This window comes from Sulfophobococcus zilligii, from assembly GCF_055398255.1.
Genome location: NZ_AP042406.1, coordinates 557,862 through 582,939, shown reverse-complemented (window position 1 = coordinate 582,939; position 25,078 = coordinate 557,862). Strand labels below are relative to the sequence as shown.

At 38.0% G+C, this 25,078-nt stretch carries 31 protein-coding genes and 1 tRNA gene; 20 read left to right on the top strand and 12 right to left on the bottom strand.

The window, feature by feature from the left end:
* The first annotated feature begins 67 nt into the window (after positions 1–67).
* Positions 68–337 (top strand): transcriptional regulator, encoded by a 270-nt coding sequence (locus ACZ5YP_RS03195; protein WP_464835808.1) that lies wholly within the window; start codon positions 68–70, stop codon positions 335–337.
* 1 nt (position 338) lies between these two features.
* Here the strand turns inward: ACZ5YP_RS03195 and ACZ5YP_RS03190 are convergent, their stop codons facing one another.
* Positions 339–707, bottom strand: coding sequence for an MGMT family protein (locus ACZ5YP_RS03190; protein WP_464835807.1), 369 nt, complete (start codon positions 705–707; stop codon positions 339–341).
* 2 nt (positions 708–709) lie between these two features.
* Positions 710–1,597 (bottom strand): damage-control phosphatase ARMT1 family protein, encoded by an 888-nt coding sequence (locus tag ACZ5YP_RS03185; protein ID WP_464835806.1) that lies wholly within the window; start codon positions 1,595–1,597, stop codon positions 710–712.
* Between the two features lie 145 nt (positions 1,598–1,742).
* On the opposite strand from ACZ5YP_RS03185, the gene moaA reads away from it, so the two are divergent.
* From moaA to ACZ5YP_RS03100, 17 genes are all read left to right on the top strand, one after another.
* On the top strand, positions 1,743–2,621 hold the full coding sequence (gene moaA, locus ACZ5YP_RS03180; RefSeq protein ID WP_464835805.1) for a GTP 3',8-cyclase MoaA: 879 nt from the start codon (positions 1,743–1,745) through the stop codon (positions 2,619–2,621).
* Between the two features lie 4 nt (positions 2,622–2,625).
* Positions 2,626–3,084, top strand: a complete 459-nt coding sequence (gene moaC / locus ACZ5YP_RS03175; RefSeq protein WP_464835804.1) for a cyclic pyranopterin monophosphate synthase MoaC — start codon at positions 2,626–2,628, stop codon at positions 3,082–3,084.
* Positions 3,068–3,763 carry a molybdenum cofactor biosynthesis protein gene (locus tag ACZ5YP_RS03170; RefSeq protein ID WP_464835803.1) on the top strand — a complete coding sequence of 232 codons (696 nt, stop codon included), beginning with the start codon at positions 3,068–3,070 and terminating at the stop codon, positions 3,761–3,763. The genes moaC and ACZ5YP_RS03170 overlap by 17 nt, the downstream gene beginning before the upstream one ends.
* A 28-nt stretch (positions 3,764–3,791) precedes the next feature.
* Complete coding sequence (gene hypF, locus ACZ5YP_RS03165; protein WP_464835802.1) at positions 3,792–6,113, top strand: carbamoyltransferase HypF; 2,322 nt, start codon at positions 3,792–3,794, stop codon at positions 6,111–6,113.
* A gap of 108 nt (positions 6,114–6,221) precedes the next feature.
* Entirely contained in the window at positions 6,222–6,713 is a 492-nt protein-coding gene (locus ACZ5YP_RS03160) for an NADH-quinone oxidoreductase subunit B family protein (protein WP_464835801.1), read from the top strand.
* Positions 6,679–7,131, top strand: a complete 453-nt coding sequence (locus ACZ5YP_RS03155) for an NADH-quinone oxidoreductase subunit C (RefSeq protein WP_464835800.1) — start codon at positions 6,679–6,681, stop codon at positions 7,129–7,131. Before ACZ5YP_RS03160 ends, ACZ5YP_RS03155 begins: the two co-directional genes overlap by 35 nt.
* 2 nt (positions 7,132–7,133) lie before the next feature.
* On the top strand, positions 7,134–8,333 hold the full coding sequence (locus ACZ5YP_RS03150) for a hydrogenase large subunit (RefSeq protein ID WP_464835799.1): 1,200 nt from the start codon (positions 7,134–7,136) through the stop codon (positions 8,331–8,333).
* Positions 8,330–8,728, top strand: a complete 399-nt coding sequence (locus ACZ5YP_RS03145; protein WP_464835798.1) for a 4Fe-4S binding protein — start codon at positions 8,330–8,332, stop codon at positions 8,726–8,728. The genes ACZ5YP_RS03150 and ACZ5YP_RS03145 overlap by 4 nt, the downstream gene beginning before the upstream one ends.
* Complete coding sequence (locus ACZ5YP_RS03140) at positions 8,725–8,994, top strand: MrpF/PhaF family protein (RefSeq protein WP_464835797.1); 270 nt, start codon at positions 8,725–8,727, stop codon at positions 8,992–8,994. The genes ACZ5YP_RS03145 and ACZ5YP_RS03140 overlap by 4 nt, the downstream gene beginning before the upstream one ends.
* A complete protein-coding gene (gene mnhG, locus ACZ5YP_RS03135; protein WP_464835796.1) occupies positions 8,987–9,361 on the top strand; it encodes a monovalent cation/H(+) antiporter subunit G in 375 nt (124 codons plus the stop codon). The genes ACZ5YP_RS03140 and mnhG overlap by 8 nt, the downstream gene beginning before the upstream one ends.
* Positions 9,362–9,366: 5 nt before the next feature.
* Positions 9,367–9,627 (top strand): Na(+)/H(+) antiporter subunit B, encoded by a 261-nt coding sequence (locus tag ACZ5YP_RS03130; protein ID WP_464835795.1) that lies wholly within the window; start codon positions 9,367–9,369, stop codon positions 9,625–9,627.
* Positions 9,624–10,406: a Na(+)/H(+) antiporter subunit B gene (locus ACZ5YP_RS03125; protein WP_464835794.1), complete on the top strand. Its 783-nt coding sequence runs from the start codon at positions 9,624–9,626 to the stop codon at positions 10,404–10,406. Before ACZ5YP_RS03130 ends, ACZ5YP_RS03125 begins: the two co-directional genes overlap by 4 nt.
* Before the next feature lie 4 nt (positions 10,407–10,410).
* The gene (locus tag ACZ5YP_RS03120) at positions 10,411–10,818 is read left to right on the top strand and encodes a sodium:proton antiporter (protein WP_464835793.1); all 408 of its coding nucleotides are present in this window, start codon (positions 10,411–10,413) and stop codon (positions 10,816–10,818) included.
* 5 nt (positions 10,819–10,823) lie between these two features.
* Positions 10,824–11,330 (top strand): Na+/H+ antiporter subunit E, encoded by a 507-nt coding sequence (locus ACZ5YP_RS03115; protein WP_464835792.1) that lies wholly within the window; start codon positions 10,824–10,826, stop codon positions 11,328–11,330.
* An 8-nt stretch (positions 11,331–11,338) separates the two neighbouring features.
* Positions 11,339–12,973: a proton-conducting transporter transmembrane domain-containing protein gene (locus ACZ5YP_RS03110; RefSeq protein WP_464835791.1), complete on the top strand. Its 1,635-nt coding sequence runs from the start codon at positions 11,339–11,341 to the stop codon at positions 12,971–12,973.
* The gene (locus tag ACZ5YP_RS03105) at positions 12,970–13,326 is read left to right on the top strand and encodes a sodium:proton antiporter (protein ID WP_464835790.1); all 357 of its coding nucleotides are present in this window, start codon (positions 12,970–12,972) and stop codon (positions 13,324–13,326) included. The genes ACZ5YP_RS03110 and ACZ5YP_RS03105 overlap by 4 nt, the downstream gene beginning before the upstream one ends.
* Before the next feature lie 8 nt (positions 13,327–13,334).
* Positions 13,335–14,318: a complex I subunit 1 family protein gene (locus ACZ5YP_RS03100; protein ID WP_464835789.1), complete on the top strand. Its 984-nt coding sequence runs from the start codon at positions 13,335–13,337 to the stop codon at positions 14,316–14,318.
* Here ACZ5YP_RS03100 and ACZ5YP_RS03095 read toward each other — a convergent pair whose 3' ends face one another.
* The 4 genes from ACZ5YP_RS03095 to ACZ5YP_RS03080 all read right to left on the bottom strand — a co-directional run bounded on the left by ACZ5YP_RS03095 (position 14,319) and on the right by ACZ5YP_RS03080 (position 17,769).
* The gene (locus ACZ5YP_RS03095) at positions 14,319–15,578 is read right to left on the bottom strand and encodes a hypothetical protein (protein WP_464835788.1); all 1,260 of its coding nucleotides are present in this window, start codon (positions 15,576–15,578) and stop codon (positions 14,319–14,321) included. It abuts the gene before it with no gap.
* Between the two features lie 100 nt (positions 15,579–15,678).
* Positions 15,679–16,752 (bottom strand): peptide chain release factor aRF-1, encoded by a 1,074-nt coding sequence (prf1, locus tag ACZ5YP_RS03090; RefSeq protein ID WP_464835941.1) that lies wholly within the window; start codon positions 16,750–16,752, stop codon positions 15,679–15,681.
* A gap of 162 nt (positions 16,753–16,914) precedes the next feature.
* Entirely contained in the window at positions 16,915–17,124 is a 210-nt protein-coding gene (locus ACZ5YP_RS03085) for a 50S ribosomal protein L40e (protein WP_464835787.1), read from the bottom strand.
* A gap of 84 nt (positions 17,125–17,208) precedes the next feature.
* Positions 17,209–17,769: a nucleotidyltransferase gene (locus ACZ5YP_RS03080; protein WP_464835786.1), complete on the bottom strand. Its 561-nt coding sequence runs from the start codon at positions 17,767–17,769 to the stop codon at positions 17,209–17,211.
* A 60-nt stretch (positions 17,770–17,829) separates the two neighbouring features.
* Between ACZ5YP_RS03080 and ACZ5YP_RS03075 the strand changes: the two genes are divergently transcribed.
* Both ACZ5YP_RS03075 and ACZ5YP_RS03070 read left to right on the top strand, forming a co-directional pair.
* Positions 17,830–18,489: an endonuclease V gene (locus ACZ5YP_RS03075; protein ID WP_464835785.1), complete on the top strand. Its 660-nt coding sequence runs from the start codon at positions 17,830–17,832 to the stop codon at positions 18,487–18,489.
* Between the two features lie 11 nt (positions 18,490–18,500).
* Positions 18,501–18,575: transfer RNA gene (locus tag ACZ5YP_RS03070), tRNA-Arg, on the top strand.
* Positions 18,576–18,638: 63 nt separating this feature from the next.
* Here the strand turns inward: ACZ5YP_RS03070 and ACZ5YP_RS03065 are convergent.
* The 6 genes from ACZ5YP_RS03065 to ACZ5YP_RS03040 all read right to left on the bottom strand — a co-directional run bounded on the left by ACZ5YP_RS03065 (position 18,639) and on the right by ACZ5YP_RS03040 (position 25,073).
* On the bottom strand, positions 18,639–18,878 hold the full coding sequence (locus ACZ5YP_RS03065; RefSeq protein WP_464835784.1) for a hypothetical protein: 240 nt from the start codon (positions 18,876–18,878) through the stop codon (positions 18,639–18,641).
* 14 nt (positions 18,879–18,892) lie between these two features.
* A complete protein-coding gene (locus ACZ5YP_RS03060) occupies positions 18,893–19,630 on the bottom strand; it encodes a hypothetical protein (RefSeq protein WP_464835783.1) in 738 nt (245 codons plus the stop codon).
* Between the two features lie 196 nt (positions 19,631–19,826).
* Positions 19,827–20,828 carry a hypothetical protein gene (locus ACZ5YP_RS03055; RefSeq protein WP_464835782.1) on the bottom strand — a complete coding sequence of 334 codons (1,002 nt, stop codon included), beginning with the start codon at positions 20,826–20,828 and terminating at the stop codon, positions 19,827–19,829.
* Positions 20,829–20,952: 124 nt separating this feature from the next.
* Entirely contained in the window at positions 20,953–22,209 is a 1,257-nt protein-coding gene (locus ACZ5YP_RS03050) for a M20 family metallo-hydrolase (protein WP_464835781.1), read from the bottom strand.
* A gap of 59 nt (positions 22,210–22,268) precedes the next feature.
* Positions 22,269–24,134 (bottom strand): OPT family oligopeptide transporter, encoded by a 1,866-nt coding sequence (locus tag ACZ5YP_RS03045; protein ID WP_464835780.1) that lies wholly within the window; start codon positions 24,132–24,134, stop codon positions 22,269–22,271.
* A 258-nt stretch (positions 24,135–24,392) separates the two neighbouring features.
* Complete coding sequence (locus tag ACZ5YP_RS03040) at positions 24,393–25,073, bottom strand: MPN domain-containing protein (protein WP_464835779.1); 681 nt, start codon at positions 25,071–25,073, stop codon at positions 24,393–24,395.
* Positions 25,074–25,078 lie beyond the last annotated feature (5 nt).

The window sequence follows — 25,078 nt, the reverse complement described above, 5'->3', positions numbered from 1 at the left end:
GCCAACGTCTTATTGTGAAGTATACGTTAGAAAAATACTTCCAGCGATTAAAGCGTATATAGCTTGTATGCTAGTTAAAGAATACGGGTTCTCGCAGTTGAAAACATCAAAAATCCTCGGTATGAAACAACCAGCTGTCAACTACTTGATCACTGGGAGGAGGAGAATACATTGTATGGCTGTTGTCGAGAAACTCCCAGAGCTCAAAAACCTACTTGACAACTATGTAGCAGAGATAGCTAGTGGCAAGTCGTTTGACCCGTGTGAAATATGTAAGAAGATAACGAATAATAGAGATGTATATAACTCTATTCTAAGAGTTGTCAAGGAACTCTAGTCTACTGGCTTTCTAAGAGTTCTTTGATGTCTATAAAGTGGTTTCTTGAAATCCTCTCCTTACTATCTACTACTACGCCTTCTACTTCTAGGAGTTTCTTTTTGAATTCTCTTGAAGCTCCTGTATATCCTCCAAGTTCTAGATTGCTGTGGACTACTCTATGACATGGAATAACAATTGGTTGCTTATTGTTTTTTAAACACCATGCTACAAGTCTAGGGCTTACTCCAAGTGTTCTAGCTATACTTCCATAGCTTGTAACGTATCCGGGTGGTATAAGACTAATAAGGATGTATACTGCTTCACATAGATCGTTTCTAGATGCTTTTTGAATAACGAGTCTATTTCTAGATTTAGATATTAAAAGCACTATTATACACCACGACACAATACAACTATTTTACCTTTTGAACCCTCTTTTATTGCTCTCGCTACAACATCGCATTTAGGGATTAGAATAAAGCATACTGGTTTTCCAAGGTCTACTTCTGATAAATACTCGTAGTGACTCATACCCTTTGCTATAATTAAATCTACTTCTCCAAGTACTTCTTTTACCCTGTTGTTTAATGCTTCAATATGTATTGATGATGTTGAACCATATACAACTAGTTTATCGAGTAGTTTATCTAATTGTAGTTCTAATGCATCACTTATTGTTACATCGTTTTGAAAACCTGGTTCTTCCTTTACTAATCCATATACTTTATTACCAAGCGATTTTATTTCACTCACTAGTAGTGTATCATATACTACTTCTCCTGAGTTGTCAAATAACCATGCTATAGTCTTACCTCCCCGGCTGAGTACACTATATAGTTTTGAAATATCGTTGACTACTACAGGGTATTCAATAATTGTTTTTGGTGTTAAAGTGTTTTCTACGGGATTGTGGTCTGCAACACCATAATCAATGAGGTTTGCAATAGCTGATAGTTTAACTAGGTATTCAAATCTTTCGTAGCCATCGAGTTTTCCAGCGTATTCACGGTGTAGGGAGAGGGATTCTAGTGCTTTCTTATTTGACGCCTTCTTTACTAGTCTATAGTATTCTATAATACTTGGTGCTAGTGAAACACTGTATTTAAATATACTTGTAGCTAGCTTAGTCAACTCTACATCTGGATTGAACAGTTCAAGTATTTTTCCAGCTATCATTTTAGAAACAATAAACTTCTCGGTATCACTTAAACTCGATTTTTCTACTTCTTTCAATCTAGTTGTTATTAAACACCTTAAACACTCTGGACCAGGCTTCATTACTCGTCAACCTATAGAAACACCTAGTTTATACATGAATTCTCTGTTTTTGATATTAAAATAACCCTGTTATAATTTAACATAGTAGAAGAGGAGGATTAAAATCGAGAGATTAATAGACCCTTACGGTAGGAGAATAGATAGTTTGAGAATACTTGTTACTTCTAGTTGTAATTATAATTGCATATTTTGTCATAGAGAGGGGATTTTCTGGAATACAAGAGATGTATTTAGTGCAGATGACTATGGTTTTATAGCTGATGTAGCAAGTAAATTAGGAGTAAAATACTATAAGTTGACTGGTGGAGAACCACTAGTTAGAAGAGACATACATGAAATAGTAGCTAGTATAAAACCATATTCTAGTGAGGTTTCACTTGTAACAAATGGATCTCTACTATCATTAAAAGCAGGTGTTTTAGCCGAAGCAGGATTAGATAGAGTAAATGTGAGTCTCCACTCGTTAAACCCAGAAGTCTATAGATACATTACAGGAGGCTCTATTCTACTAAAGAGAGTGCTTGAAGGTATTGATAGAGCACTAGACTATGGTATAAAAGTAAAATTAAACTATCTCGTCATGAAATCCAATATTGGCGAGTTTACAAAAATAATATCCTATGCTGAATCTAGAGGATTAAGTATTAATGTAATAGAATTAATACCTCTCGGCGTACCACCAGGCGTTTATGAAAAAGAACACGTTGGAGTAGGAGAGATCATTAAATACCTCGAGGAGAAAGCCGTTAAGAAATACTTTAGAGAACTGCACAATAGACCGGTGTACATACTCGACTCCGGTGTAAAAGTAGAAGTTGTTGTTGGATATGGAAACTACTTGTTTTGTTCAAAGTGTTCGAGAATAAGGCTTACACCAGACGGCTATTTAAAGCCGTGTCTATACGTTGAACAACCGAGAATTAGTATTGTAGAACAAGTAAAAACGAGAAATAGAGAGGAGCTCATAAAGGCATTTAGAGAGATAGTACTGCTTAGAAAACCGTTTTTCAAGCCTCCGGGGTAGTAGTATGTCTATTAAAATGATTGATATTACAAGCAAGCCGGTTTCATATAGAGAGGCAACAGCTACAGGTTTTATAAAACTAAAACCTGAAACTATTCACCGTATAAAAAACAAACTAGTTGAAAAAGGAGATGTATTAACAGCTTCAACAATAGCTGCAATAAACGCTGTTAAAAACACTCCACTACTACTACCACTATGTCATAACATACCAATAACAAACGTCGATGTAAAATACAATGTAGAAGACGAAGGGATTAGAGTATACGTCACTGTAAAATCTACTGCTCAAACAGGCGTGGAAATGGAGGCATTAACTGGTGTAGCAATAGCACTATTGAATATCTGGGATATGGTTAAAAAATACGAGAAAGACGAGTCGGGTCAATACCCCTACACAGTTATCACAGATATAAGAGTAATCAGTAAAGTCAAGGTTGAACAACGTGAAAATCAAAATTAAAACACTATCTCTACTGAGAGATATACTTGGTGAAACAATAGAACTAGTTGTAGACGGCCCTGTTAGAGTAGTCGATATTGTAGAAATACTGCGGAGTAAATACAGTCTACCCAGAGACATAGAAGTAATAGCTATTGTAAACGGCGAAGTAGTATCTATGGAGTATTTAATTAGCGAAGACAATATAACAGTATATTTAACACCACCATTTGCAGGTGGAGGACTACACATAGATGTAAGACTAATACGCGATGAGAAACCAGATTTAAACAAAATACTCGAAGATCTTAGTAGAATAGACCCTGCCTCCGGAGCACTATCAATATTTATAGGTTTTGTAAAGGGATTGATTGGTGAAAACAAAGTAGAAGTATTAGAATACGAAGCAGTTGAAGAAGCAGCAATTAATCAAATGAGAAAAATAGCTGTTGAAGAAGGAGTAAAACATGGTTTAAAAGCAGTTGTTATATGGCACTGGCTCGGCGAGCGAAAACCAGGCGAGACAACTCTACTAATTGCAACACTCGGAGAAAATAGGAGTAATGCAATAAAAGCAATGCAGATTATACTCGAGAGAGTAAAGAAAGAAGTACCAGTATTCAAACTAGAAAAGAGGAGTGATGGAGAATACTGGATTATAGGAGATGGTGTGAGAATACCAAGACAGAAAAATAGTTGATAGATAATTAAGTGGCGTGTGTATCGAAATGTATAAACCTCTAGCTTTACACCTAGTATTTGTAGGACTAGTACAGGGAGTTGGATTCAGGCCATTTATAACTCGTATAGCACTAAAACACGGATTGAAAGGATACGTTAAAAACATTGGTGGTAGCGAAGTCGAAGTATGGATTGAAGGAGACTCAGAGTCAATCGATAATTTCCTAGCATCTATATTCTATGAAAAACCACCTGTTGCAATAATAGACTATATCTATGCATCTTTTGAAGAACCGAGAGGATACGAGTTATTCACAATTGAGAAAAGCGAGAGCGGTGTATACACAAGGTCTAATATACCACCAGACTTTGCAGTATGTAGTGATTGCCTCAGAGAAATACTAGATCCAAGCAACAGGAGATATAAGTACCCATTTAACTCGTGTGCATGGTGCGGACCACGATTCTCTATGATGTATAAATCACCATATGACCGTGAAAACACTGCTATGGGGAAATACATTCTCTGTGAAGACTGTCTTAGAGAGTATAGAGACCCAGAGAATACTAGAAGATATCACGCCCAGGGCATTAGTTGCCCCCGCGATGGACCGAGATTGAAACTACTTGACAGAGATTTTAGAGAAATAGTTGTTGATGATCCAATAGTAGAAGCAGCTAAATTAATAGATGAAGGCTATATTGTAGCGGTAAAAGGCATTGGTGGATACCACATAGCATCACTAGCAACAAACGATGATGTTGTATTAGAGCTTAGAAAGAGAAAGAAGAGACCGAGAAAGCCGTTTGCTGTAATGGGGCTTGACGTTGATGTCCTCAAGAAACTAGTATACATGGATTCCAGTGACGAGGAGTTGTTAAGGTCTCCCCAGGCACCAATACTGCTTCTACCCAAGAAGCCAGATTCCCCTGTGTCTAGATATGTCTCTCCCGACTTGTCTCATGAGGGAGTATTTATTGCCTATACACCACTCCACTACTTGTTGTTAATGAATACCCGGGACAAATTCCTCGTAATGACCAGTGGAAACGTTCACGGCGAACCAATGTGTACGAGTGAAGAGTGTGCCAGGGCGAAGCTGGGAGAAATAGCCGACTACTTCCTAGTACACGACAGGGAAATAGTGAATAGAGTGGACGATAGTGTATTGAGAAAGACAGGAGGTAGCTACGTGTTTCTAAGGAGGAGCAGAGGGTATGCGCCAGCATGGATCACTATAAATAGGGATTTAAACGGCGAATATATTGCTTTCGGCGGGGATTTAACTTCAGCGGGAGCGGTTGGCTTCGAGGACAAAGTGGTTTTAACACAGTATATCGGCGACCTAGACTCACTCAGTGCTCAGAGAGACCTGTTGTCCTCTATAGAATTCCTCGTGGAAAACTACCACATAGGAGAAAAATACAAGCCAGTAGTAGTTGTAGACATGCATCCAAGACTCTACTCGAGGAAAATAGGATTAAAGTACGCGGAGAGCAATGGATTAAATGTCGTTGAAATACAACACCACTACGCCCACGTACTAGGTGCAGCAGTAGACAATAATCTCAGTGGACTAGTAGCCGGGGTAGCACTAGATGGTGTTGGCTGGGGGCTGGATAACACTATATGGGGCGCTGAAATACTATTATTCAACACCGAGGAATATGGGTTTAAGAGGCTCGGTTCAATAAAGCCACTCCCACTAACAAGTGATAGAGACACATATCAACCTATTAGATTAGCAGTATCATACTTTGTAAAACAAGGTTTTGAATTACAAGAAGTATTTAAACTCCTTGGATTAAACCTGGAGAGAGAAGTCTTAGTAGAATTAGAGGCCGTTTATAAACTAGTTAAACTAGGAAGACATACTCCAGCATCAAGTACTGGTAGATTAATAGACATGGTTGCAGCAATACTAAATCCATCTATAACGAGGAGTTATGAAGGAGAACCAGCAATATGGCTTGAAGCAAGAGCATATCACGGCGAGATAAGAGAAATCGACGATTTCAAAATTACAAGTGAAAACAATCTTCTACTATTAGACTATAGAGAAGTAGTTGAATGGATATTAAATAACAAAGAAAGACTTGAAGTAGAAACAATAGCACGTAGCTTTCTATATAATTATGGAGTTGCACTTGGAGAACTAGTATTGGAATCAATAAAGGGCCTTCGCGTGGACTATGTAGTAGCATCGGGGGGAGCAATAGTAAATGAATACATATATAGAGGATTGAGAAATAAACTAGCTGAACATGGCTTAAATGTGTTAATACCGAGGAGAATACCTCCAAATGATGGTGGACTAGCATTTGGTCAAGTAGTAGCAGCCTCTCTATATACTAGTGTAAATAGTTAATTAGTGTTTTTTAATTAAATTAATCAATCACTATATTGCAGTGGGATTTATATTCCACATAGCATTTTTAAGCACTTCCTATATAGGTTTACATGAGTGTGTTTTCATATGACACAGGTACAAGTAGAAGAGAAGAAGCCAGAATACAAGATTGTAAGGTATAGTCCGTGGCTAGTTCACTTTAACACTGGTGCTTGTAATGGATGTGATATAGAGGTTCTAGCTTCTCTTACTCCTCTCTATGACCCTGAAAGATTTGGTGTTAAACTCGCTCCTAGTATAAGGCACGGAGATATACTCGTTGTAACAGGCGCTGTGACTAAGAAGGCTGCCGAGAGACTTAAAATTCTCTATGAGCAAATGCCCTGCCCTAAATTCGTAGTAGCTGTTGGTGCATGTGCGGTTGATGGCGGTGTTTTCTATAAATCTTATAGTGTAGTGGGGGGTGCTGACAAAGTAGTCCCTGTTGCCGTCTACATACCCGGTTGTCCACCGAGACCAGAGGCTATACTCGACGGATTGGTTAAGCTTTTAGAAGCAATTAAAAAAGGAGAGGTGGAGAAGCATGGCTGTGGAGATGGACAAACACAGTCTTCTTGAAAGCTTCTCGATAGGTAAAGGTGTTGTTAAACCGAATAGAAAAGTCTATATTGTTGAACCGGGAAGTATAAAGAAAATATTTCATGCACTTATCGAGAAATATGGCTACGAGAGCTTCTATTTATCAACACTAATTGGAACAGATTTAAAAGACGAGGGGAAAATCAGATTAGACTACTACGTTATACTCCTACCCGAAGAAGAAACAATAGTATTGAGAACTTATCTTCCACGTGAAAACCCCGTAATAGATAGTATCATAGACATACTCCCAGGTGCACTTGCAGGCGAACTAGAAACACACGATTTACTCGGCGTTGTATTCAATGGTAATCCATTCCTTAAACGAGGTGCTTTTGTACCAAGCGATCTAGTCGAGAAAGGAGTATACCCGTTGAGAAAAGACAGTGGTGTATAGGAATGAGTATGAGTAAAGTTGTAGAAATCCCCATTGTAACCACGGAGGTTCCAATAGGTCCACAACACCCTGCACTACACGAACCAATAATGTTGAAAGTATATGCTGAGGGAGAAAGAGTAGTTAGAGTCGAAATCAACACTGGATACAACCATAGAGGAATAGAAAAACTATGTGAGAAAAATAGTTTCTATAGAGATATATTCATTGTTGGAAGAGTGTGTGGAATATGTAATGCAGTACATGCAAATGCATATGTTAGAGCACTAGAACAAATACTTGATTTATACCCCAATAAGAGAGCACAGTATCTTAGAGTACTCGCAATGGAATTAGAGAGAATACATAGCCACATGTTAATCAACGCTGTAATGGCAGAGATCATTGGTTTTGAAACACTATTCATGCATATAATGCTAGATAGAGAAAAGGTAATGAAAGCAAAAGAAATATTGACTGGAGGCCGTGTAATGGCAGACTACATGATGGTTGGAGGAGTACGGAGAGATATAGATGAAGAAAAGAGAAGTAGATTGAGAGATATACTCTTAAAACTAAAACCACGAGTTGAATACTACAAGAAGATATTTGAAGAAGACGAGACAATTACAAAGAGACTAATAGATGTTAGTAGAATATCATATCGTGATGTTACAAGTCACGGCCTTGTGGGCCCAGTAGCGAGAGCAAGTGGTGTAAAAATAGATTCTAGAGCAAGCGATAAATACGATGCATATGGTGAAATACCATTCAATGTAGTGACGAGAAACGAGGGCGATTCATGGGCGCGAATGATGGTTAGATGGGATGAAGTACTAGAATCAATTGAAATGGGATTATACATACTTGAACACCTACCATCTGATGGAAACCCTGTTCCAGATGAAAAGAGGCTTCCTAGAAAATTCCCACCTGGAGAAGCATACACGAGAGTTGAAGCCCCACGGGGTGAGTTAACATATTACGTTATGAGTGATGGTAAAGGTCAAAACCCGTATAGAGTGAAAATTAGAACTCCAAGCGTTAATAATATAATTAACAGTGGATTTATGTATCTAGAACACAGCCTTGCCGATGTACCGGTTATATTGGCGTCATTAGACCCCTGTATATCCTGTATGGAGAGAGTTACAGTAGTAGACCTTGAAAAGAAGACTAGTTATAAAGTGCACTTAAAAGACCTAGCTGGTGGTAGAGTGTGAAGAGACCCAAGTTGCTAGAACAAGTATTGAAAAGTCTTGTTTCAAAACCAGCCACTGTTCAATTCCCTAGAGAGAAAACCGAGGTTGAACCTGATTTCAGGGGGCTTCAATACGCTGATTTAACAAAGTGTACTGGTTGTAGTCTCTGCTCTATTGAGTGTCCAGCTGATGCAATAAAAATGACTTCTATTCCACAGGAATATGAAGCACCGAAAACAAATCCGAGAAGGCTGTATCCACTCATTAATTATGGTAAATGCGTCTACTGCTATAGGTGTGTAAAGGTTTGTCCAACGAATGCCTATATAGTCTCCAATAAATTCGACTTGGCTGGTTTTACTAGACTCACCTCTGAGCAGTTTTCGCTTTCAACTCTTAAAAAGGTGGGAGCATGATCTGGGAGTTGATACTTATAATTGCACTTTTATATCTGGCTTCTATAGTATTGTTTACTATAATAGCGTTTAAAGGCCCTACTCTTGGAGACCAGGTTTTAGCAATAGACGCTATAACATATGCAACTATAGTGCTCATGGTTTTATTCTCTATTTACTTTAAAGAACCAATACTCACAGTGGTAGTTATACCTCTCGCTCTCTGGGTTTACGCGCTAGATATATATATGGCTAAATACCTTGAAAAGGGTGATCTGGGTGCTTGACACACTAGTACTCATATCTAGAGTGCTAGGTCTTGCATTAATAGTTCTAGGTGGAATAGCATCTCTAATTGGAGCTATTGGATTCCATAGATTCAAAAACTTCTATCTAAGACTCCACCCACTAACAATTACAACTATCTGGGGTTGTGTATACCCGTTAATTGGCGTTACACTATTAACAATTACACTGAGCGAGCTAGGAGTCTACAGGTGGTTTATAGCTGGTGCTAGTTTTATAACAGCACTAATAGTGCTGTTCCTAGCACCAGCCGGTTCACACGCTATAGCGCGCGGTGTACACAAATCTAAAACAGCTAAAGTTCAACCTTGTTTAGCAGATTTACTAGATAGCGAGTTGTGTGGGTGATATACATGTACCCTGAAACCATTGTTTACTTAATAATGGCTGTATCAAGTATTTTATCAGTTGTAGCAGTATACCTAGCTATAATGGAGAGAGATCTCGTTAGAGCAGTATTGTATAGTGCTATTCAAAGCGGTCTCTATACAATTCTCTACTACTTTTTAATGGCTCCAGACATAGTCCTCGTCTATCTACCAGTGGCTGTTGGCCTCATTCCAGGTGTTCTACTCATCTTAATAAGTAAGACTGAGAGGGTGGAGAAGGAATGAAGAGAGCTATTGAACTATTAGTTATTATTTCATTAATACTTGGAGTATCACTTCTATTGACATTTGCTAGTGAACTACTGGTTCCAAGCAAGGACATTAGACTACTAGCATTATTCTACTTATTCACAGCTTTCAATCCACGAATAGAATATTATACTGTTTCATCACCAGAAGCCGTTACTGCTATAGTATGGGATTATAGAGGTCTTGACACACTATTTGAGACATCTGTCTTCTATCTCGCATTAATTGCTGGTTTAGCACTAGCGAGAAAACTATACACAGAAACCTATAGTGGAGAAGTAGTTAGTGGTGGATTATCAACAATTGTAAAAACAGTAACAAGAATAACTGCTCCAATGATTATTGTTGTAGGAGCATCAATCGGCCTACATGGTCATTTAACACCTGGAGGTGGTTTCCAGGGAGGGGCAACTATAGCTGTTGCACCAATGATATTTATTGTCGTGTATTCAACAATGTTTCTACTCAGTAAGGGTGTATCATCTAGTAGAATGCTATTACTTAGAAGTATAGGCTTGCTTGGTATTGGATTTACAGGTATTGCCGGATTCCTCATTGGACTGGCAGTCAATAAATACGCATATGTCTTTCAAAACCTACCCAAACCAGGCGCGGAGATTGGCCTGCCAGCGTATATTGGAAACGTATTAATTAGTGGTACACTATGGTTTTTCAACTTCTTTGAAATGCTTGCAGTAGCTGCTGGTTTTACAATTGCATTTACAGTACTACTACTTGCCCGGAGAGAGGGGTGAGTGTATGAACTTGGAATTCGTGAATTCATATTTACTAATTATTACACTGACATCACTACTAGTTAACTCTATAATAGCGATTTACGGTATATTTTACAGACCACACTATATCAAGAAAGTAATAGCTCTAACAATACTATCAGACACTATGAATACTTTTGCTATATATCTTGGTTATCGTAGATGGATTGACAACGTTAATCCAAGACCACCAGTACTAACAACGCCTCCAACAGATGAAGCTCTAGATAGCTTTATAAGGCAAGCCGTTGACCCACTACCACAAGCACTAGTATTAACAGCTGTAGTTATAGGTTTAGCTGTAACACTATTTCTAGTGTTTCAAGGATACATTCTCTACACTCACTATAAAACCCTTGATATGAGAGAAATTAAGAAGTTGAAGGGGTGATCTACATGGCGAGAGTTTTAAACACTATAATAGTAGCAGTTCTCGCGTTCTTGGTCTACATAGTATTCTCTGGTAGTGTAAGCTTTTATGATTTAACTACGGGTTTAATAGTAGCGGTAATAGTTGGGTTAATGTTTTCAAATATAACTCTACAAAACCCCAATAAAGTCTTAAATCCTGTGAGATGGTATTACGTATTGAGATATGCTCTTAGATACTTCATTATCGACGAGACTAAAGCACACTTAGATGTAATAAAGAGGATACTTCACCCCAAAGCACCAGTTAACCCTGCTATTGTCAAAGTACCATTCTATGTAGAATCAGATTATGCTAAAACAGCTATTGCTTGTAGTATTACTAACACACCAGGTACTGTTGTCGTTGAAATAGACGAGAATGAAAAAGTATTCTATGTACACTGGATTGACGCTAAAACACTTGAACCCGAAAAAGCTAGAGAAGAGATTTCACTTGTTTTCGAAAAGTATTCAAAGAAGATCTTTGACTAGGTGGGAGCATGGAGCTCGCATATACTCTACTTGGATTAACAACTCCAATTCTAATACTACACGCATTTTCAATACCACTAGCTAAAATAGTTAAATCCGAGAAGCTACCATACATACTGGCATTTACAGCATCACTGTTCGCCGCTATATCGTCGAGTTTTGTACTCTATGAAGTGTACCATAATGGTCCAATGATCTACATGTATGGTGGTTGGCCTCCACACTTCGGTATTGTATACGAAGTCGACGCATTAAACGCACTCGTGGGCTTTTTAACGAGCTGGGTTATGTTAGCAGTAGTATTGTATTCATACTGGTATAGACACCACTTAGACGACCCAGTATGGTATTTCATACTACTAGTTGGATTAGAAACAGGCATACTTGGCTGTCTATATACTGGTGATGCATTCAACTTGTTTGTAATGCTGGAAGTACTGGGTATTTCAGCGTATGGCCTAGTAGCATATCATAGAGATAAAGCAGAAGCTGTTGAAGCAGCTGCTAAATACGCGTTGATAGGTGCTGTTGCAACAACGTTTTACTTCACAGCAGTCGTACTACTATATGCTGGCTATGGATCTGTCAACATGGGTGTACTAGCACTAGCTTCGAGATCGCAACTTCTATGGTTGTTCTATGAAATACCGCCATCTATAAAGTACCTAACACTATTCTCTATCGCGCTAGCTCTATGGGTATTTACATATAAATCAGCGCTGTTCCCCAACCACTTCTGGCTACCAGATGCACACCCAGAAGCTCCAACACCTGTCTCGGCTGCTTTATCAGGACTAGTTGTAAATGTTGGTATTTATGCAACAGCTAGATTCCTATACACTATTTTCGGAGAATACAGTGCTCTCGGCGAATATAGAATAGTAGTTCTAGCCGCTCTATTCACACTAGGTGCTCTTGGTGGCTTGATTGGTGCTTTAATGATGATGACACAACAGGATATCAAGAGACTTCTAGCATACAGTACAATTTCACATGTTGGTATCGCCTATATGGGTATAACAGCTGGCTTTCTAAACGGCTCGAAAGAGGCAATAGCGTATGCTATAGCTGGTGGTGTAATACACATTGTAGCTCATGGAATCGCTAAAGCACTGCTCTTCATGTCTAGTGGTGTACTAATAGACGCTGCAGGCTCGAGAAACCTAGATGAAATGCGTGGTGTTGGAAGATACTACCCATTAACATCGGCTTCACTAATACTTGGCTTCCTCAGTCTAGCCGGCTTTATACCATTTATTGGATTCTACTCTAAGTGGTATATTGCACGTGGATATCTAGATGCAGAATTCCCAATAGCACCAATACTCATAATAGCAATATCAGCGCTTAGTCTACCAGGCTATCTAAAAGCAATAGCTGCCATTGTGTTTTCAACTAGAGAAAAACCAGTAAACACAGTAAAAGAGAGGTGGATTGAATACTTATTGTTCGCCATGGCTATTGCTCTAATAGTACTAGGCGTGGTATTTCAATACATGTGGCCATTCTATGAATCAGCGTCGAAGGAACTAGTTAGTGGATATCTTGAATACATAGACAGAGCAGTAGATAAAATACCCCTTGAATACCGTATATTCATTTCCAGTGAAATAGAGAGAATGCTTACGGGTGTAAAACCATGAAGACTACTCTCATATTAGATCCGGCTGGAGCATTAACAATAACAACTTTTGCAATGGCATTATCTATACTGGTAGTTTTTATCTTATACTATGCATTAAAGTCTAGACGAGTTAGAACAAGTACTCTATATTTATCTGGAGAACCAGAAAACGTTGTTTCAACGCCTACACCGAGTATTGCATCAATGTACTGGGGGTTTATGAAGAGATTTGCTAAATCACTCTATAGAATACTAGTCGAGGAAGTCCACACTGGTAGTCTACATGACTGGGCTCGATTTATATCGTCTTGGCTTGCTATATTGATCATACTAGCTATAATTATATTCATAGTATTCGTGCTCATGGGGTGAGATAGGATATGTTCATAGAGGTTTTAAATGGAATATTTAGTATAATAGTATTTCCCGGACTAGTATTTCTAGTAGCACTAGGCTTTTTCACACAGTACCTAGTAAGAAAGTTCAGTGCTAGGTATCAGAAGAGAATGGGGCCTTCATATGTAGGCCCTGCTGGAATTCTCCAGCCACTATACGATTTTCTCAAACTACTTAGAGTTAAAGAAATAGTTGTATCTAGATATGCAATGCCGAGAGTTGCTGAGTTATTTCTAGTTATTGGTATTGGCTCTATTGTATCATCAGTAATCTTTCTGCCACTAAGTTTATTCAATGTAGCAAGTGTATTTGATGTCTTAATATTCTTCTATTTGAGTAGTGTAATGCCATTGTTTATGTTGATTCTAGCATCTCTATCAATGCCTAGTCCATATACAAATATTGGTGTTTCAAGACTTCTATCACTAGTTACACTCGCCGAGCCAGTATACTTTGCATGCCTCGTTATACCAGTATACCTCGCTACAAGAGGAAAAGGAGTATTTATGAGTATGAGTAGTGCTTATGCTACAGTAGTAGAATTATGGGTAAAACCAGAAACCATTGTTGTAATGATACTAGTATTTATTGCCTTTATTATCAGTATACAGGTTAAAGCAATGTATCCACCATTCAATATACCAGAAGCAGAACAAGAAATAATTGCTGGTTTTGAAACAGAGTTTACTGGTCCACTACTAGCACTAGCAAAACTCCTACACGACCTAGACTTAGTTGTTGCATTAATAGCTGGTACTTATATACTACTAGGTGGTCCAGCACCATTTAGACATCTCTCTATAGAGGGCATTATACTAGTAGTAGTCAAATACCTCTTGCTATTATTCATTGTAGTAACAATAAAGAATATTATGGGGCGTTATAGAATAGAACAAGCATTACACACTATATTCAAGTATGGAGTAATACCAGTAATCGTAGCTGCTATAATGAGTTCTCTTATATAGTCAGAGTATAGTAGATACGTTAACAATTATTTTTGATTTAATAATCGTGTTTGTTTCAATAGTGGTTATTTCTAAACCAAGAGCAATTATATAGTCGTTGTATCCATAACTACGAGTATCTATTATTACTGTGTCATTAATAGTAAAGTAGTAGATATTATTCCAGCCCGGACCGTAGAGAGAAGTGTGGGGTGGGATATAATACAGTACTATTCTATCAAGCCAGTAAACACTATTTATTTCTGATGGAGCGAGAAGTATTGGTTTTTGTAAATCAATATTTCCAGGTAGAATATAGACTACTACTACTAGCCCAGTAGCATAGGTCGTGAGATGGTTTCTAACATGTATATAGCCATCTATAGAATAGTTTAATTGATATAATCCTGGTTTAGCTTTGATTACTCTAAGAATTTGATTATAACTTAAATTTACAGTGGGAATATAACTCGACAAATTGGTTTTCAAGTAAAAATAGTCATAGTCATCAAACCACCAATAACTAGTATTATACCTATATGTAAGAAATGATGTAATTGAAATAAAACCTGGATAGGTATAGTGAGATGGCCATAATTGTATATTACACAATGTGTTATATGGATTTGCAACATTATTTTTATATGGACACAGTAAAGGACCGTTTAATAGCAAATTTTCTACAATACTAGAATCGTTTAATGTAGTAGTCTTAGCTACAAAGACTTTATAGCCCAATTGGTTGAGTAGTGTAATAAAACTGGTTTCACTATATGGATCATCTCTTATTGTGGTTCTACTACTTGTTTTTAAATACTCCAGTAATTCTTGATCAATGTATGGTTTTAACTTAATGTTTTCTGGAGCGTTTAGTAATTTGGGATCGTTTCTTGGTAGGTAATAGATGATTTCTCCACTACTAGTTAGTAATTGAATTATTAATGGAGTTTCATTAATAGACAATAAGTATTCTCTAGTATTTGAAACAACTTCTTTTACAGAAATACTATATATTAACTCACCATCTAAGTTTCTTACAACTATTTCATCTAGGTTTACCGGTATATATGGGGTTACAGAGAGTTTAAACCAAGTGTCATTAACGTAGCTTAGTGATAGTATGGGTGGATAGACTAATAGTAACTGTCTATCTATGTATTCCGTGAATTGACTACTAATACCCTGTCTTGCATAGTCGACATATAGGTATAGAGTTGTTAGTACGCCAACTATTATAACTAGAGCTAAATAAGCTCCAATTATGGATTCTACTCCCTTCATAAAGCCCCTTTATTATGAATCAACTTGTTATTTACGAGAGATTAGTGAAAGTATTAGTTCAGCTATGTAAGCACATTATTGTTGCAGTAAAAACTAGGAGCTAGTATGTAATTTTGTATTTTAGTATTCCTGCTATTCCATTGAAAGTCTTGTTAAACCACTCGGCTTCTGGTAGGTCTTTGCTTATTACTACTGGTTTGACATTATATTGATGAGCTAATTCCAGCCACTGTGTAATGTCTTCGCGGTTTTCACTTATCAATAGTGTTTTTAATACTCCTTGTTCAAGAGCTAGTTTTACTTCTTCTTCTCCATATACTACTAGTCCATCGTCTTTGGCTAAGTGGTATTTGAATTCTTCTAATTGCTTCATTGAATCAGCGTATTCATAGTCTTTGAGTATATCACCAGCTTTACTAATCAATTCGCGTAGTCCTACCTCGCCCTGGTAGGAAACATCTATTAATTCCGGTGCCACGAGTTGTTTGAGCCTGTAGTCTAGGTAGTTTCCAGCTAGAAAGTCGTGTTTAGCATAGCCTGGTCCTCCCACAATGATTACTTTGAGTTTTCCTTGTTCTAGTAGTGGTAGAAACACGTTGTTTGCGTGTTCTCCAACTTTCTTGTAGAATTCATCAACCATTTGCTCGATAATTCTATCAAATCTCCTCTGGCTCTGTCCTCCTTTGTGGTGTTTACCTGGTATATAGGCTTCTAGTTCCTCTACTACTTCTAATCTATTACCTTTTAATAATCCAATTGTAGCGGCATCTCTTTCTACTATGAGTAGACCTGCAACACTGCTCTCTGTTGCCATTTCTTCTAGGTATTCCGTGTGGAAGTACTTGTCTGTTCTATAGAAGAATACAGGTACTTTCTCGGGTGGTACTAGCATGAGTACTATTGTTTCGCCGGTATCGGGGTTCATACCGGCAAATAATACTAGTCCATTGTCTGGAACTTTGGGTATTTTATTCAATCTATCATAAGCTACATTTAAAGCCCACTCAACAGCGTTTCTTGTTTTCTTTAGCTTTATGTTTTCAGCTACTGATATTTCCTGTCTCAGTAGTGCTAGTACATCGCTTATTGGACGTCCTGGTGGTATATAGAGACTCAAAAGTATAGTAGCATGTGCACTCCACTTTTTCAATTCTTTTATTATTTCACGTAGCATTTGCTTATCTACTTTTAGTTTTTCCAATTGTTCCTCTGTATAGCTAAAAACCCACAGCCCCATCCCTCTTTTAAATACGTGTGGATATATCCGTGGAGTATTAAGTGAGTGGGAAACACCCTAAAATACTTCGTGTAGGCAAATGATTTCTAAAAAGAGCTATTACTTCTTACCTCCGCCGCCACCGCCGCCGCCGCCCTTGGTCTTTGGACCAGCCTTCATTGCCTTCTTTGGTCTAAGAGTTCCCTTAGACTTGCATCTTCTACACTTTGTTGCTCCTGGTGGGTTTAGTGCACCGCATTTTCTACAAACCCATTTATTTAATACTCTTGCTTCAACTATTTTGAGTAGTTCGGGGTCGTTTATTGGCAAATCTATACACCCCCTACTCTTTTAAAAGCACTTGACTACACTCTAATATGAAAATGGCTGACAAGCCTTTTAAATATAGTTTATCTAGGTGATTTCTAGGCCTGCTTGTTCTAGTCTACTCTTTATTAATTCCTGCTCGTCTTCTAGGTATAGTGATATAGCGTATTCTACTAGTTTAGTGTTTAATCCCTTTGTTTTCAGTTCTCTTATATATCTGCCGAGCTTGTCGAGGTCTATGCCTTGTCTTGCTTTTAATACAATGTAGTATTCTGGGCGTATTGCTTTTACTTTTACTCCTTCAATTCTGTATTCTATGGTGTCTTCTAGTATTTCTATTGGGATTTCTACATCCATGTAGTTTTCATATAATTCAACTATGAGATTTCCTCTTTCAACTGGTACTACTAGTGATGGTGTACCGAGCTCTGTTGTTGAAATCTCCCAGCCGGCTTCTTCTGCTAGTTTTTCAAATACTTCTTTGTCGGCGATTGGACTGTGACTTATAACAAATAAGTCGAGGTCTCCCTCGAAAACACTGTGTCCAAGTGCTAGTTGAATACTTGTATCACCGATTATTACGGCGTCAATGTTTTTCTCTTGTAGTTTCTTTATTACAAATGCTATGTTTTTAATACTGTAACTCAATATAGTCAACCCCATTGAGTTTTAAACACGTTTCAAAGTAATTATTATTGATGGTTATATATGCAGATTGAATTTGATATTCATCGAGCCATGAAAGCCCAGGAGTACTTGTCAAAACGGGTTTTAGAAAGCTTGGATAAAACACCTAGAATAAACCCTGATATGGTTAGATACATTGCTGGATTCGACTCGTCTTATACTAGTGGAAAACAATGTGCAGTAGTAGTGGTTTACGACCTACAGGCAAAGAGAATAGTCGAAGAAAAACACGTATTTGTAGACGTCAAAGTACCCTACATACCAGGCCTCTTGGCATTTAGAGAAATACCAGGATATATCCGTGTATACCAGAAACTAGGTGTAAAACCAGATATTCTACTCGTCGATGGTCATGGACTAGCACACCCCAGAGCATTTGGTATTACAACACACCTCGGCCTAGTATTAGACAAACCAAGTATAGGAGTAGCCAAGAAGAAACTATACGGGGAAATAATTGAGGAAAATAATCGTAGACTAATACTAGCACATGGTAGAATAGTGGGCGAAGTAGTCAAACACGAAGGCCAAGACCTATACGTGAGTATTGGATATAAAATCACACTAGAAGACGCTGTTACAATAGTAAAATCACTCCTAGTAAAAGGCATAAAGCTACCAATACCAATACAAATAGCAGACACATACTCCAAAACAATTAAAAACAAGTACTACAAGTAGAAATATAAGGAGGGCCCGTAGCCTAGCCAGGATAGGGCGCCGGCCTGCGGAGCCGGAGGACCCGGGTTCAAATCCCGGCGGGCCCGCATCCTCAATGTAAATAAAAAGAGAAAAGAAATGAAAATAAGAGGAAAAAATAATTGGACTCACTACCTTACAATACAAGTATACGTATCTACTTCTGTGTGAATTGAAAGATAGAGTTCGCTAGATGCTTGTTCACTGGAATCTAGTGGTATGTGTGCATCGAAACTCCTTGTTATATCTGTAAAGGTTTCTTGGTATTCGAAATTACCGATTCTCGGATTCCAATTACTTGTATGTGGTATTCCATTTTTACTTGTTGCGACATGGATGTGTATTTTTGTCAGCGAGTATTCAGGAGCCATGTTAAATCTCACTATTATCTCACTTCCACTCTTCCAAATATATATATATCTCCAACATAAGTGTACTGTCTCCACATTAGATCCGTGGTTTGGTTTCCACCAGTATAGACATTGTATGTAGCCCAGCTGTTTCCGCCTAAATCGTATCCCCGAGCCCATGCTGTACTTGAATTACCGTCAAGAGTGCAGACTTCTTCACAGCTTGTTTCACAGTTAACTGTATATGTATAGTACATTCCCCAGTTTCCTCTGTTAGTAAACCTTGATCCCTGGCCCCAAGCAGTTTCTGTTCGAACCACTACTCCATAGTCGTCTACTCTGGCTACAACAGCGTGTGCCGCTATGTAGAGAGTGGTTTCTACTGGGCAGTATAGTTCAAACAACTCTGTTAAATTCACTGTAAACTCATAGTATTGAGACCATATTCCACTAGCTTGATATGGGAATAATCCCGGTATTGGATTACCCGTCTTTGTCTTTGGTATATCACTTAGATATGTAGCTACTGCTAAATGCGCATCTATTATATACCATGATGGATCTGTAATTACATATTCTACGTGGAGAATAATTGAGCTATCAACAACCTGGCTCCAAGTATTTACATACCCGATTTCCATGTATTGACCAGCTATTAATCGAGTAGTATAGAGATTGCTTGGTATTGCTTGAATAGTTGGAATTATAAATGTTAAGGATAAAAGTCCTAATAGAACTATTAAAAGATATGAACTCTTAGATTTGAATTTCAAACTTATTCACCTTGAAGCTATATATGCTATTACTAGTTAATAAACCTTTTATTTGAATGTTAGTGAATTATTGGATAAATTAACTAAAATAAAAGTTAGTTTATTAAGCTAATCAATAAATAAAATATACTTTGACTTTACTCCATGGGATTTCTACGAGGAAGAGTAGATTTGATTAATCAATAATTATTGAATACTATTGAGAAGAGTCGTTGACTAGGTATTTCTCCGAGATAATTTTCAAAATCGTAGTTGCAGAATCCCTGTCTACGCCGCATATCTCGGTTATGTTCTCAATGGATAGTTTTCTGTGTTTAATTATACATTCTACTCTTTCATCTAGTTGGGATAGTATTTTGTAGACTACTTCTGGATCTGGTTTGACAAGATATCTCTTTTTTCTACTTCCCCTTCCAATCTTTATTTCCTTGATTAATCCACTACGAATAAGGATAAATGTATGCCATTCTATAACTGCTTTACTCCCTAACTCTAGGATTTTCGAGAATGGTATAGCACCATTTCTACTTATTAATTCATATATTTGTCTTCTGAGTGGGTGTTCGAGCGCGTCTTCGTATTTAATCTTAGTTCTAAGTAGTACTGGTATTGCTAGTAGTGGAATTTTGTGTTTCCTCATAAACTCTTTTATTTCATCTAGAAATGAAATTGTTAAACCAGATGTACCAATAACTGCTAGTAAAGTAGCGATTGGAAGTTGTGGGTTAAACTTGTTTTCAGTATTTTCTAGTGTTTTTTGTATTTCTCTGGCTATTTTCTCTAGTGTTTTATTGTCGTTGGTTAGACAATAACTCCATAAATCATGGTTTTTCAATAATCCATTATCGGAGAGTACATCTGTATATATGGTGTTTTTACTTGTGGATTTGTAGTGAGCGACAGTCGCTCCATGACTGGTTAGAAGAGAGATATTTGTTGCTAAATGCACTTCTAAACAAGTGTTTTCTATGTGTTGCCCAGGAGAGACTATAATTCCACTTATTGAAGGATAATACTTGTTTAGATTACGAGCTACCTCATAACCACATGAATCATATGCTACATATACTATTAACTGTGGTTCTTCTACCCGGGTAGTTTGTAGTAGAAGTATCAATGCCGAAACCAAGAGACCCAGCGAAACAGCCTTTGCGACGAGTGAAATCCATGTCATTCTATTTTGGCCTCTGTTATCCATGATTTACAGTGTTAATGCTTCCTTTTAACTAATTACTAGGTGTGTTTATATAGTTATAGACTATGATCGAGGTGTAAAAAAGTAATTGTTTATATATCTATAGTAGCCTGGATAGCACTAGTTGTCAAGGTGTATTCATCATTAGGTAAGCCATTACCTTGGCGTCTGCTATTAGATTGTCTATTTTACTATATTCGTTTGGCATGTGTGCTGTTTCGTCTATTGTAGACCATACAGCTGCTGGTATTCCAATTCTCCTGAAGAAAGCCGCCACTGTTCCTCCTCCAATACCCCCTATTTTGGGTTTTAATCCTCTTAGTTCTTCGAGGGCCTTTACAAGTGTTTTGACTATTGGAGAGTCTATTGGTGTTGGTGGTGCTGCATCAGCTCTATTTAATACTTCTATTGTGAGTTGTGGGTATTCTACTCCATTAACGGTTTTTACATATTTGTTTTTAACTTGTTCAAACACTATTTTAACATCGTTTAATAATTCATCTAAGTTGTATCCGGGTAGTACTCTACAGTCTACTACTACTTCGTGTTCGCCTGGTATAATATTTGGTGAACCACTTGGATTTCTAGCCATTGTCGGCTCGCAAGTAGTGTATGGTGGGTCGAATAACTCGTCTATTCTACCATATTTCTCACGTATTAGTTTATCTAGTAGAAGTATGAATTCTGCTGAAATTCTATGTGGATTCAACCCCTTGTGTGGTATACTAGCATGTACTTGTATTCCCTTAACTCTCAATCTAGTCCACAATATTGATTTCTCGGCTACTTCGATGAAACTACCATCGCTTGCACCAGCATCGGGTACTAGTGCTACATCTCCTGGACTGAATAATTCTCGATGGTTTTCAACTAGGTATCCAAGTCCATACTCTGAGCCTGCTTCTTCATCGCTTACAAATGCCAATACAATTGTTCTCTTTGGTTTAACTCCCTCTTCGAGGAGTGCTTTAGCGGCTATTAATGATGCAACCATGGATTGCCCGTTATCCTCAGCTCCCCTACCATATACTCTTCCATTTACATAAACTGGTTCAAATGGTTTTGCAATAGTCCATGCGTTGAGATCTCCGGGTGGAACAACATCGAGGTGTGTTAGAATCCAGAGTTTCTCTTTGCCACTGCCCTTGATGTATGCTAGTATATTTGGTCTTACTCCACCCTTCGCACGTGGATCTGGGGCATTGACTACTTTTATATCGTCAAAACCCCACTGCTCTATTTCTCTCAGTAGGAACATTGCTTTCTCGTATTCGCCCTCACCACCAAAACTAGGGTTTACGGCTGGTCTTTTAATCAGCTCTATGAGGAGGTTTACAGCGTATTCTCTGAGGGAATCTATTTTCGAATAGATATTCATATTCATTTGAAACCGCCATGTAGAAAAATATAGTTGTGGAAAAAATAAAAATAATTTTAATTGGTTTATTCTGTTATCCTCTTGAGGCCTAGTTTGAACAACCAGGCCATTATCGCTACTAGTACTATTAATCCAAGTATGTCGCTTGAGAATGGTAGTGTATATGTAAATCCGCTAACTATTAATCCGGCGAAGGCTATTCCAACCAGTGCTTCACCAGCTATTAGTCCAGCTGCAGCTATTAGGCCGGCATCTGTACCTTCAGTAGTCTTTACTTTTCTTTCAACAAGTCCTCTTACTATACCACCAATAAATATTGTTACACCGAGGCTTAATGGTAGATATATACCTACTGCAACAGGCATTACAGGTGTTCTAAACTTTGAGCCTTTTGCTCTCAATATCTCGTCTATTATTATCAATATTATTGCTAGTATTACTCCTAGTCCAACCATGTCCCATGGAACATTTCCTTCAAATACTCCTTTTGTTAAACTAGCCATTAGAGTTGCTTGTGGAGCTGGTAGTGGGTGTTCTTTGGCTGTTGGTGTACCAGCTATACCATATGCTTGAATTAATAGGTTTATTACGGGAGCCATTACAAATGCTGCAACAATTACTCCAATAATCTCGGCTATTTGCTGTTTCCACGGTGTTGCACCAACAGCGTAGCCAGTGTATAGGTCTTGCATAATGTCTCCCGCTATTCCAGCAGACATACATAATACTCCAGCAAGTAGTATTGTAGCAGTAGCTCCCTCAGTAACAGGGAAGCCGAGAGCTTTTAGAATTAGAGCTGTAATTAAGAGGTTCATTATTGTAATACCAGATATTGGTAGGTTTGATGAGCCAACTACTCCAGCTAGATAGCCAGCTATTGATGTTCCAATAAAGCCTAGTATTAACATTAAAACACTGAGTAGTAGTGCTAGTACTACATCGTTTAATACAAAGTAGTAGAGTATACCTAGTGGAATAATAAATAGTACTAGTAGTAGTAATACATAGTTCATTGGTAGATCATGTTCAGTTCTAATTATTGCTCCACCTTCTTTTCTCTTTCTAGCCGCTTCAAGTCCTGATTTAATACCTCTAGCAATAGCAGATCTCAGTCTAATAAGACTCCATAATCCACCCATTAACATTGCTCCTACTCCAATAAATCTAACTTGTTTCTTCCATATTGTAAATGCAACAGACATCGGGTCTCCAGTCCATGGAGTCGTCGATGCTAGATATGGAATAAAGACAAACCATGCTAGTGCACCGCCAAGTAGTACTAAAATAGCAATGTTTAATCCTACAATGAATCCTACTGCTAGTAGTGCTGGTGACAAATCCATTCCAATATAGATGGGGGTACTACCTATAGCTCCAGCTGTTTCAATGCTTCCAGGCCACAAGCCGATTCCATTGAGGAATTTGTATATTGCACCAACTATTCCGCCATATGCTATTGGCCTCGCGTGAGCTCCTCCTTTATCTCCAGCTATGAGTACTTCGGCGCAAGCCCTTCCCTCTGGGAATGGTAGCTGCTCTTCAACTATATATGCTCTTCTAAGAATTATAGTGAATATTGCTCCTAGAGAGCCGCCTAGAGCAGCCATTATTGTTGTAAGCCAGTATGGTAGCTCAGTGTATAACTCGAGAATTATCAGTGCAGGCATAGTGAATATTACACCGGCAGCAAGGGCCTCGCCAGCCGATGCTATTGTTTGAACCATGTTGTTTCCAAGGATGTTCTTCTCTCCTAGCATTCTAAATACGGCTACTGATACTATAGCGGCTGGAATACTCGCAGAGATAGTCATACCAGCATATAGTCCTAGATATGCGTTCGCTGCTCCCATTATTACAGAGAGAATGGCGCCAAGGATTACATATTTTAGAGCTAGTTCTGGGAGGCTTTTTTCGGGGGGTATATATGGCATATATACACCCATAAATATAAAAAGGGGATTGGTTTAAAAATATGGTTTCCTAACTCTGTATCAAAGCATGGTATGCTAGAAATGGTGGAATAAACTCTTTTCAAACATTGAAAAGCCACTAGTAAGTACTAGGATCTTATCCATCCCTAGAATAATACCTAGAATATCTTGACATAGTTAGAGGGAAATATGGAAGAAGTACATAATGTATTTGAAATTCAATAGGGGTTACCAGAGGATTAAAAAGTAGTTTTAAATTTAGATAACTATATACTTTATTGAATAGCTGACTAGACGTGTGAGTACTTCTAGCGGGTTGGAGGGTTTCTCTGCTTCTAGTAGTAGCTCGTAGTCTCTCATTGTAAGGGGGTTTGTACGGTGTATAACGAGAGATCTCTGTGTTGTAACAATAGCGTGTAGTACTCCTCCCTCTGTGAATAGTGTCTTGATTGCACTCCAGTCTTTTCTGCTTGGTAGTGGATTATCGTGTGGATGAGTGTGGGCAGAAATACAGAGTGGTATATGTGGAATTACTACTCTATCTTCTTCTCCCTCGAGGAGGAAGCCAACGCCATTCATTGTAACTCCAAAATAATATTCAGTGTTTGTTTCACGTGTTTTCCAAGCGTGCTCTATTATTCTCCTATGGTAGTTTTCTAAGTAGTCTTCTAGGACTCTATGATACAAATAAAACATTGAATTTCCTCTAATTGATTCGACTCGGGCATTAACACTGTATTTATCTTGGAATAGTTCAATGCTTTCTCTTAGATTATACTTGCAGTCAACGCCTTGGACTACTACTTCTCTATTGTTGTATTCTACTAGTATATCTCTACACTCAGCGTCTTCAAGTATGTCTTCGAGGAAGTTGATTAATCTACATAAAAACCCTGTTTTCCTAGTATTACTGTCTTCAAATACATTGTGGTATTTCAATATAG

Coding starts and splice junctions, on each gene's coding strand:
- ACZ5YP_RS03065 (WP_464835784.1), bottom strand. CDS start 18,878: ATGGCTCCTGAATACTCGCTGACAAAAATACACATCCATGTCGCAACA.
- ACZ5YP_RS03115 (WP_464835792.1), top strand. CDS start 10,824: ATGGCGAGAGTTTTAAACACTATAATAGTAGCAGTTCTCGCGTTCTTG.
- ACZ5YP_RS03045 (WP_464835780.1), bottom strand. CDS start 24,134: ATGCCATATATACCCCCCGAAAAAAGCCTCCCAGAACTAGCTCTAAAA.
- moaC (WP_464835804.1), top strand. CDS start 2,626: ATGTCTATTAAAATGATTGATATTACAAGCAAGCCGGTTTCATATAGA.
- ACZ5YP_RS03125 (WP_464835794.1), top strand. CDS start 9,624: ATGAAGAGAGCTATTGAACTATTAGTTATTATTTCATTAATACTTGGA.
- ACZ5YP_RS03120 (WP_464835793.1), top strand. CDS start 10,411: ATGAACTTGGAATTCGTGAATTCATATTTACTAATTATTACACTGACA.
- ACZ5YP_RS03140 (WP_464835797.1), top strand. CDS start 8,725: ATGATCTGGGAGTTGATACTTATAATTGCACTTTTATATCTGGCTTCT.
- ACZ5YP_RS03160 (WP_464835801.1), top strand. CDS start 6,222: ATGACACAGGTACAAGTAGAAGAGAAGAAGCCAGAATACAAGATTGTA.
- ACZ5YP_RS03110 (WP_464835791.1), top strand. CDS start 11,339: ATGGAGCTCGCATATACTCTACTTGGATTAACAACTCCAATTCTAATA.
- ACZ5YP_RS03195 (WP_464835808.1), top strand. CDS start 68: ATGCTAGTTAAAGAATACGGGTTCTCGCAGTTGAAAACATCAAAAATC.
- ACZ5YP_RS03105 (WP_464835790.1), top strand. CDS start 12,970: ATGAAGACTACTCTCATATTAGATCCGGCTGGAGCATTAACAATAACA.
- ACZ5YP_RS03055 (WP_464835782.1), bottom strand. CDS start 20,828: ATGGATAACAGAGGCCAAAATAGAATGACATGGATTTCACTCGTCGCA.
- ACZ5YP_RS03075 (WP_464835785.1), top strand. CDS start 17,830: ATGCAGATTGAATTTGATATTCATCGAGCCATGAAAGCCCAGGAGTAC.
- ACZ5YP_RS03100 (WP_464835789.1), top strand. CDS start 13,335: ATGTTCATAGAGGTTTTAAATGGAATATTTAGTATAATAGTATTTCCC.
- ACZ5YP_RS03050 (WP_464835781.1), bottom strand. CDS start 22,209: ATGAATATGAATATCTATTCGAAAATAGATTCCCTCAGAGAATACGCT.
- ACZ5YP_RS03185 (WP_464835806.1), bottom strand. CDS start 1,597: ATGAAGCCTGGTCCAGAGTGTTTAAGGTGTTTAATAACAACTAGATTG.
- ACZ5YP_RS03095 (WP_464835788.1), bottom strand. CDS start 15,578: ATGAAGGGAGTAGAATCCATAATTGGAGCTTATTTAGCTCTAGTTATA.
- hypF (WP_464835802.1), top strand. CDS start 3,792: ATGTATAAACCTCTAGCTTTACACCTAGTATTTGTAGGACTAGTACAG.
- prf1 (WP_464835941.1), bottom strand. CDS start 16,752: ATGCTACGTGAAATAATAAAAGAATTGAAAAAGTGGAGTGCACATGCT.
- ACZ5YP_RS03150 (WP_464835799.1), top strand. CDS start 7,134: ATGAGTATGAGTAAAGTTGTAGAAATCCCCATTGTAACCACGGAGGTT.
- ACZ5YP_RS03155 (WP_464835800.1), top strand. CDS start 6,679: ATGGCTGTGGAGATGGACAAACACAGTCTTCTTGAAAGCTTCTCGATA.
- ACZ5YP_RS03130 (WP_464835795.1), top strand. CDS start 9,367: ATGTACCCTGAAACCATTGTTTACTTAATAATGGCTGTATCAAGTATT.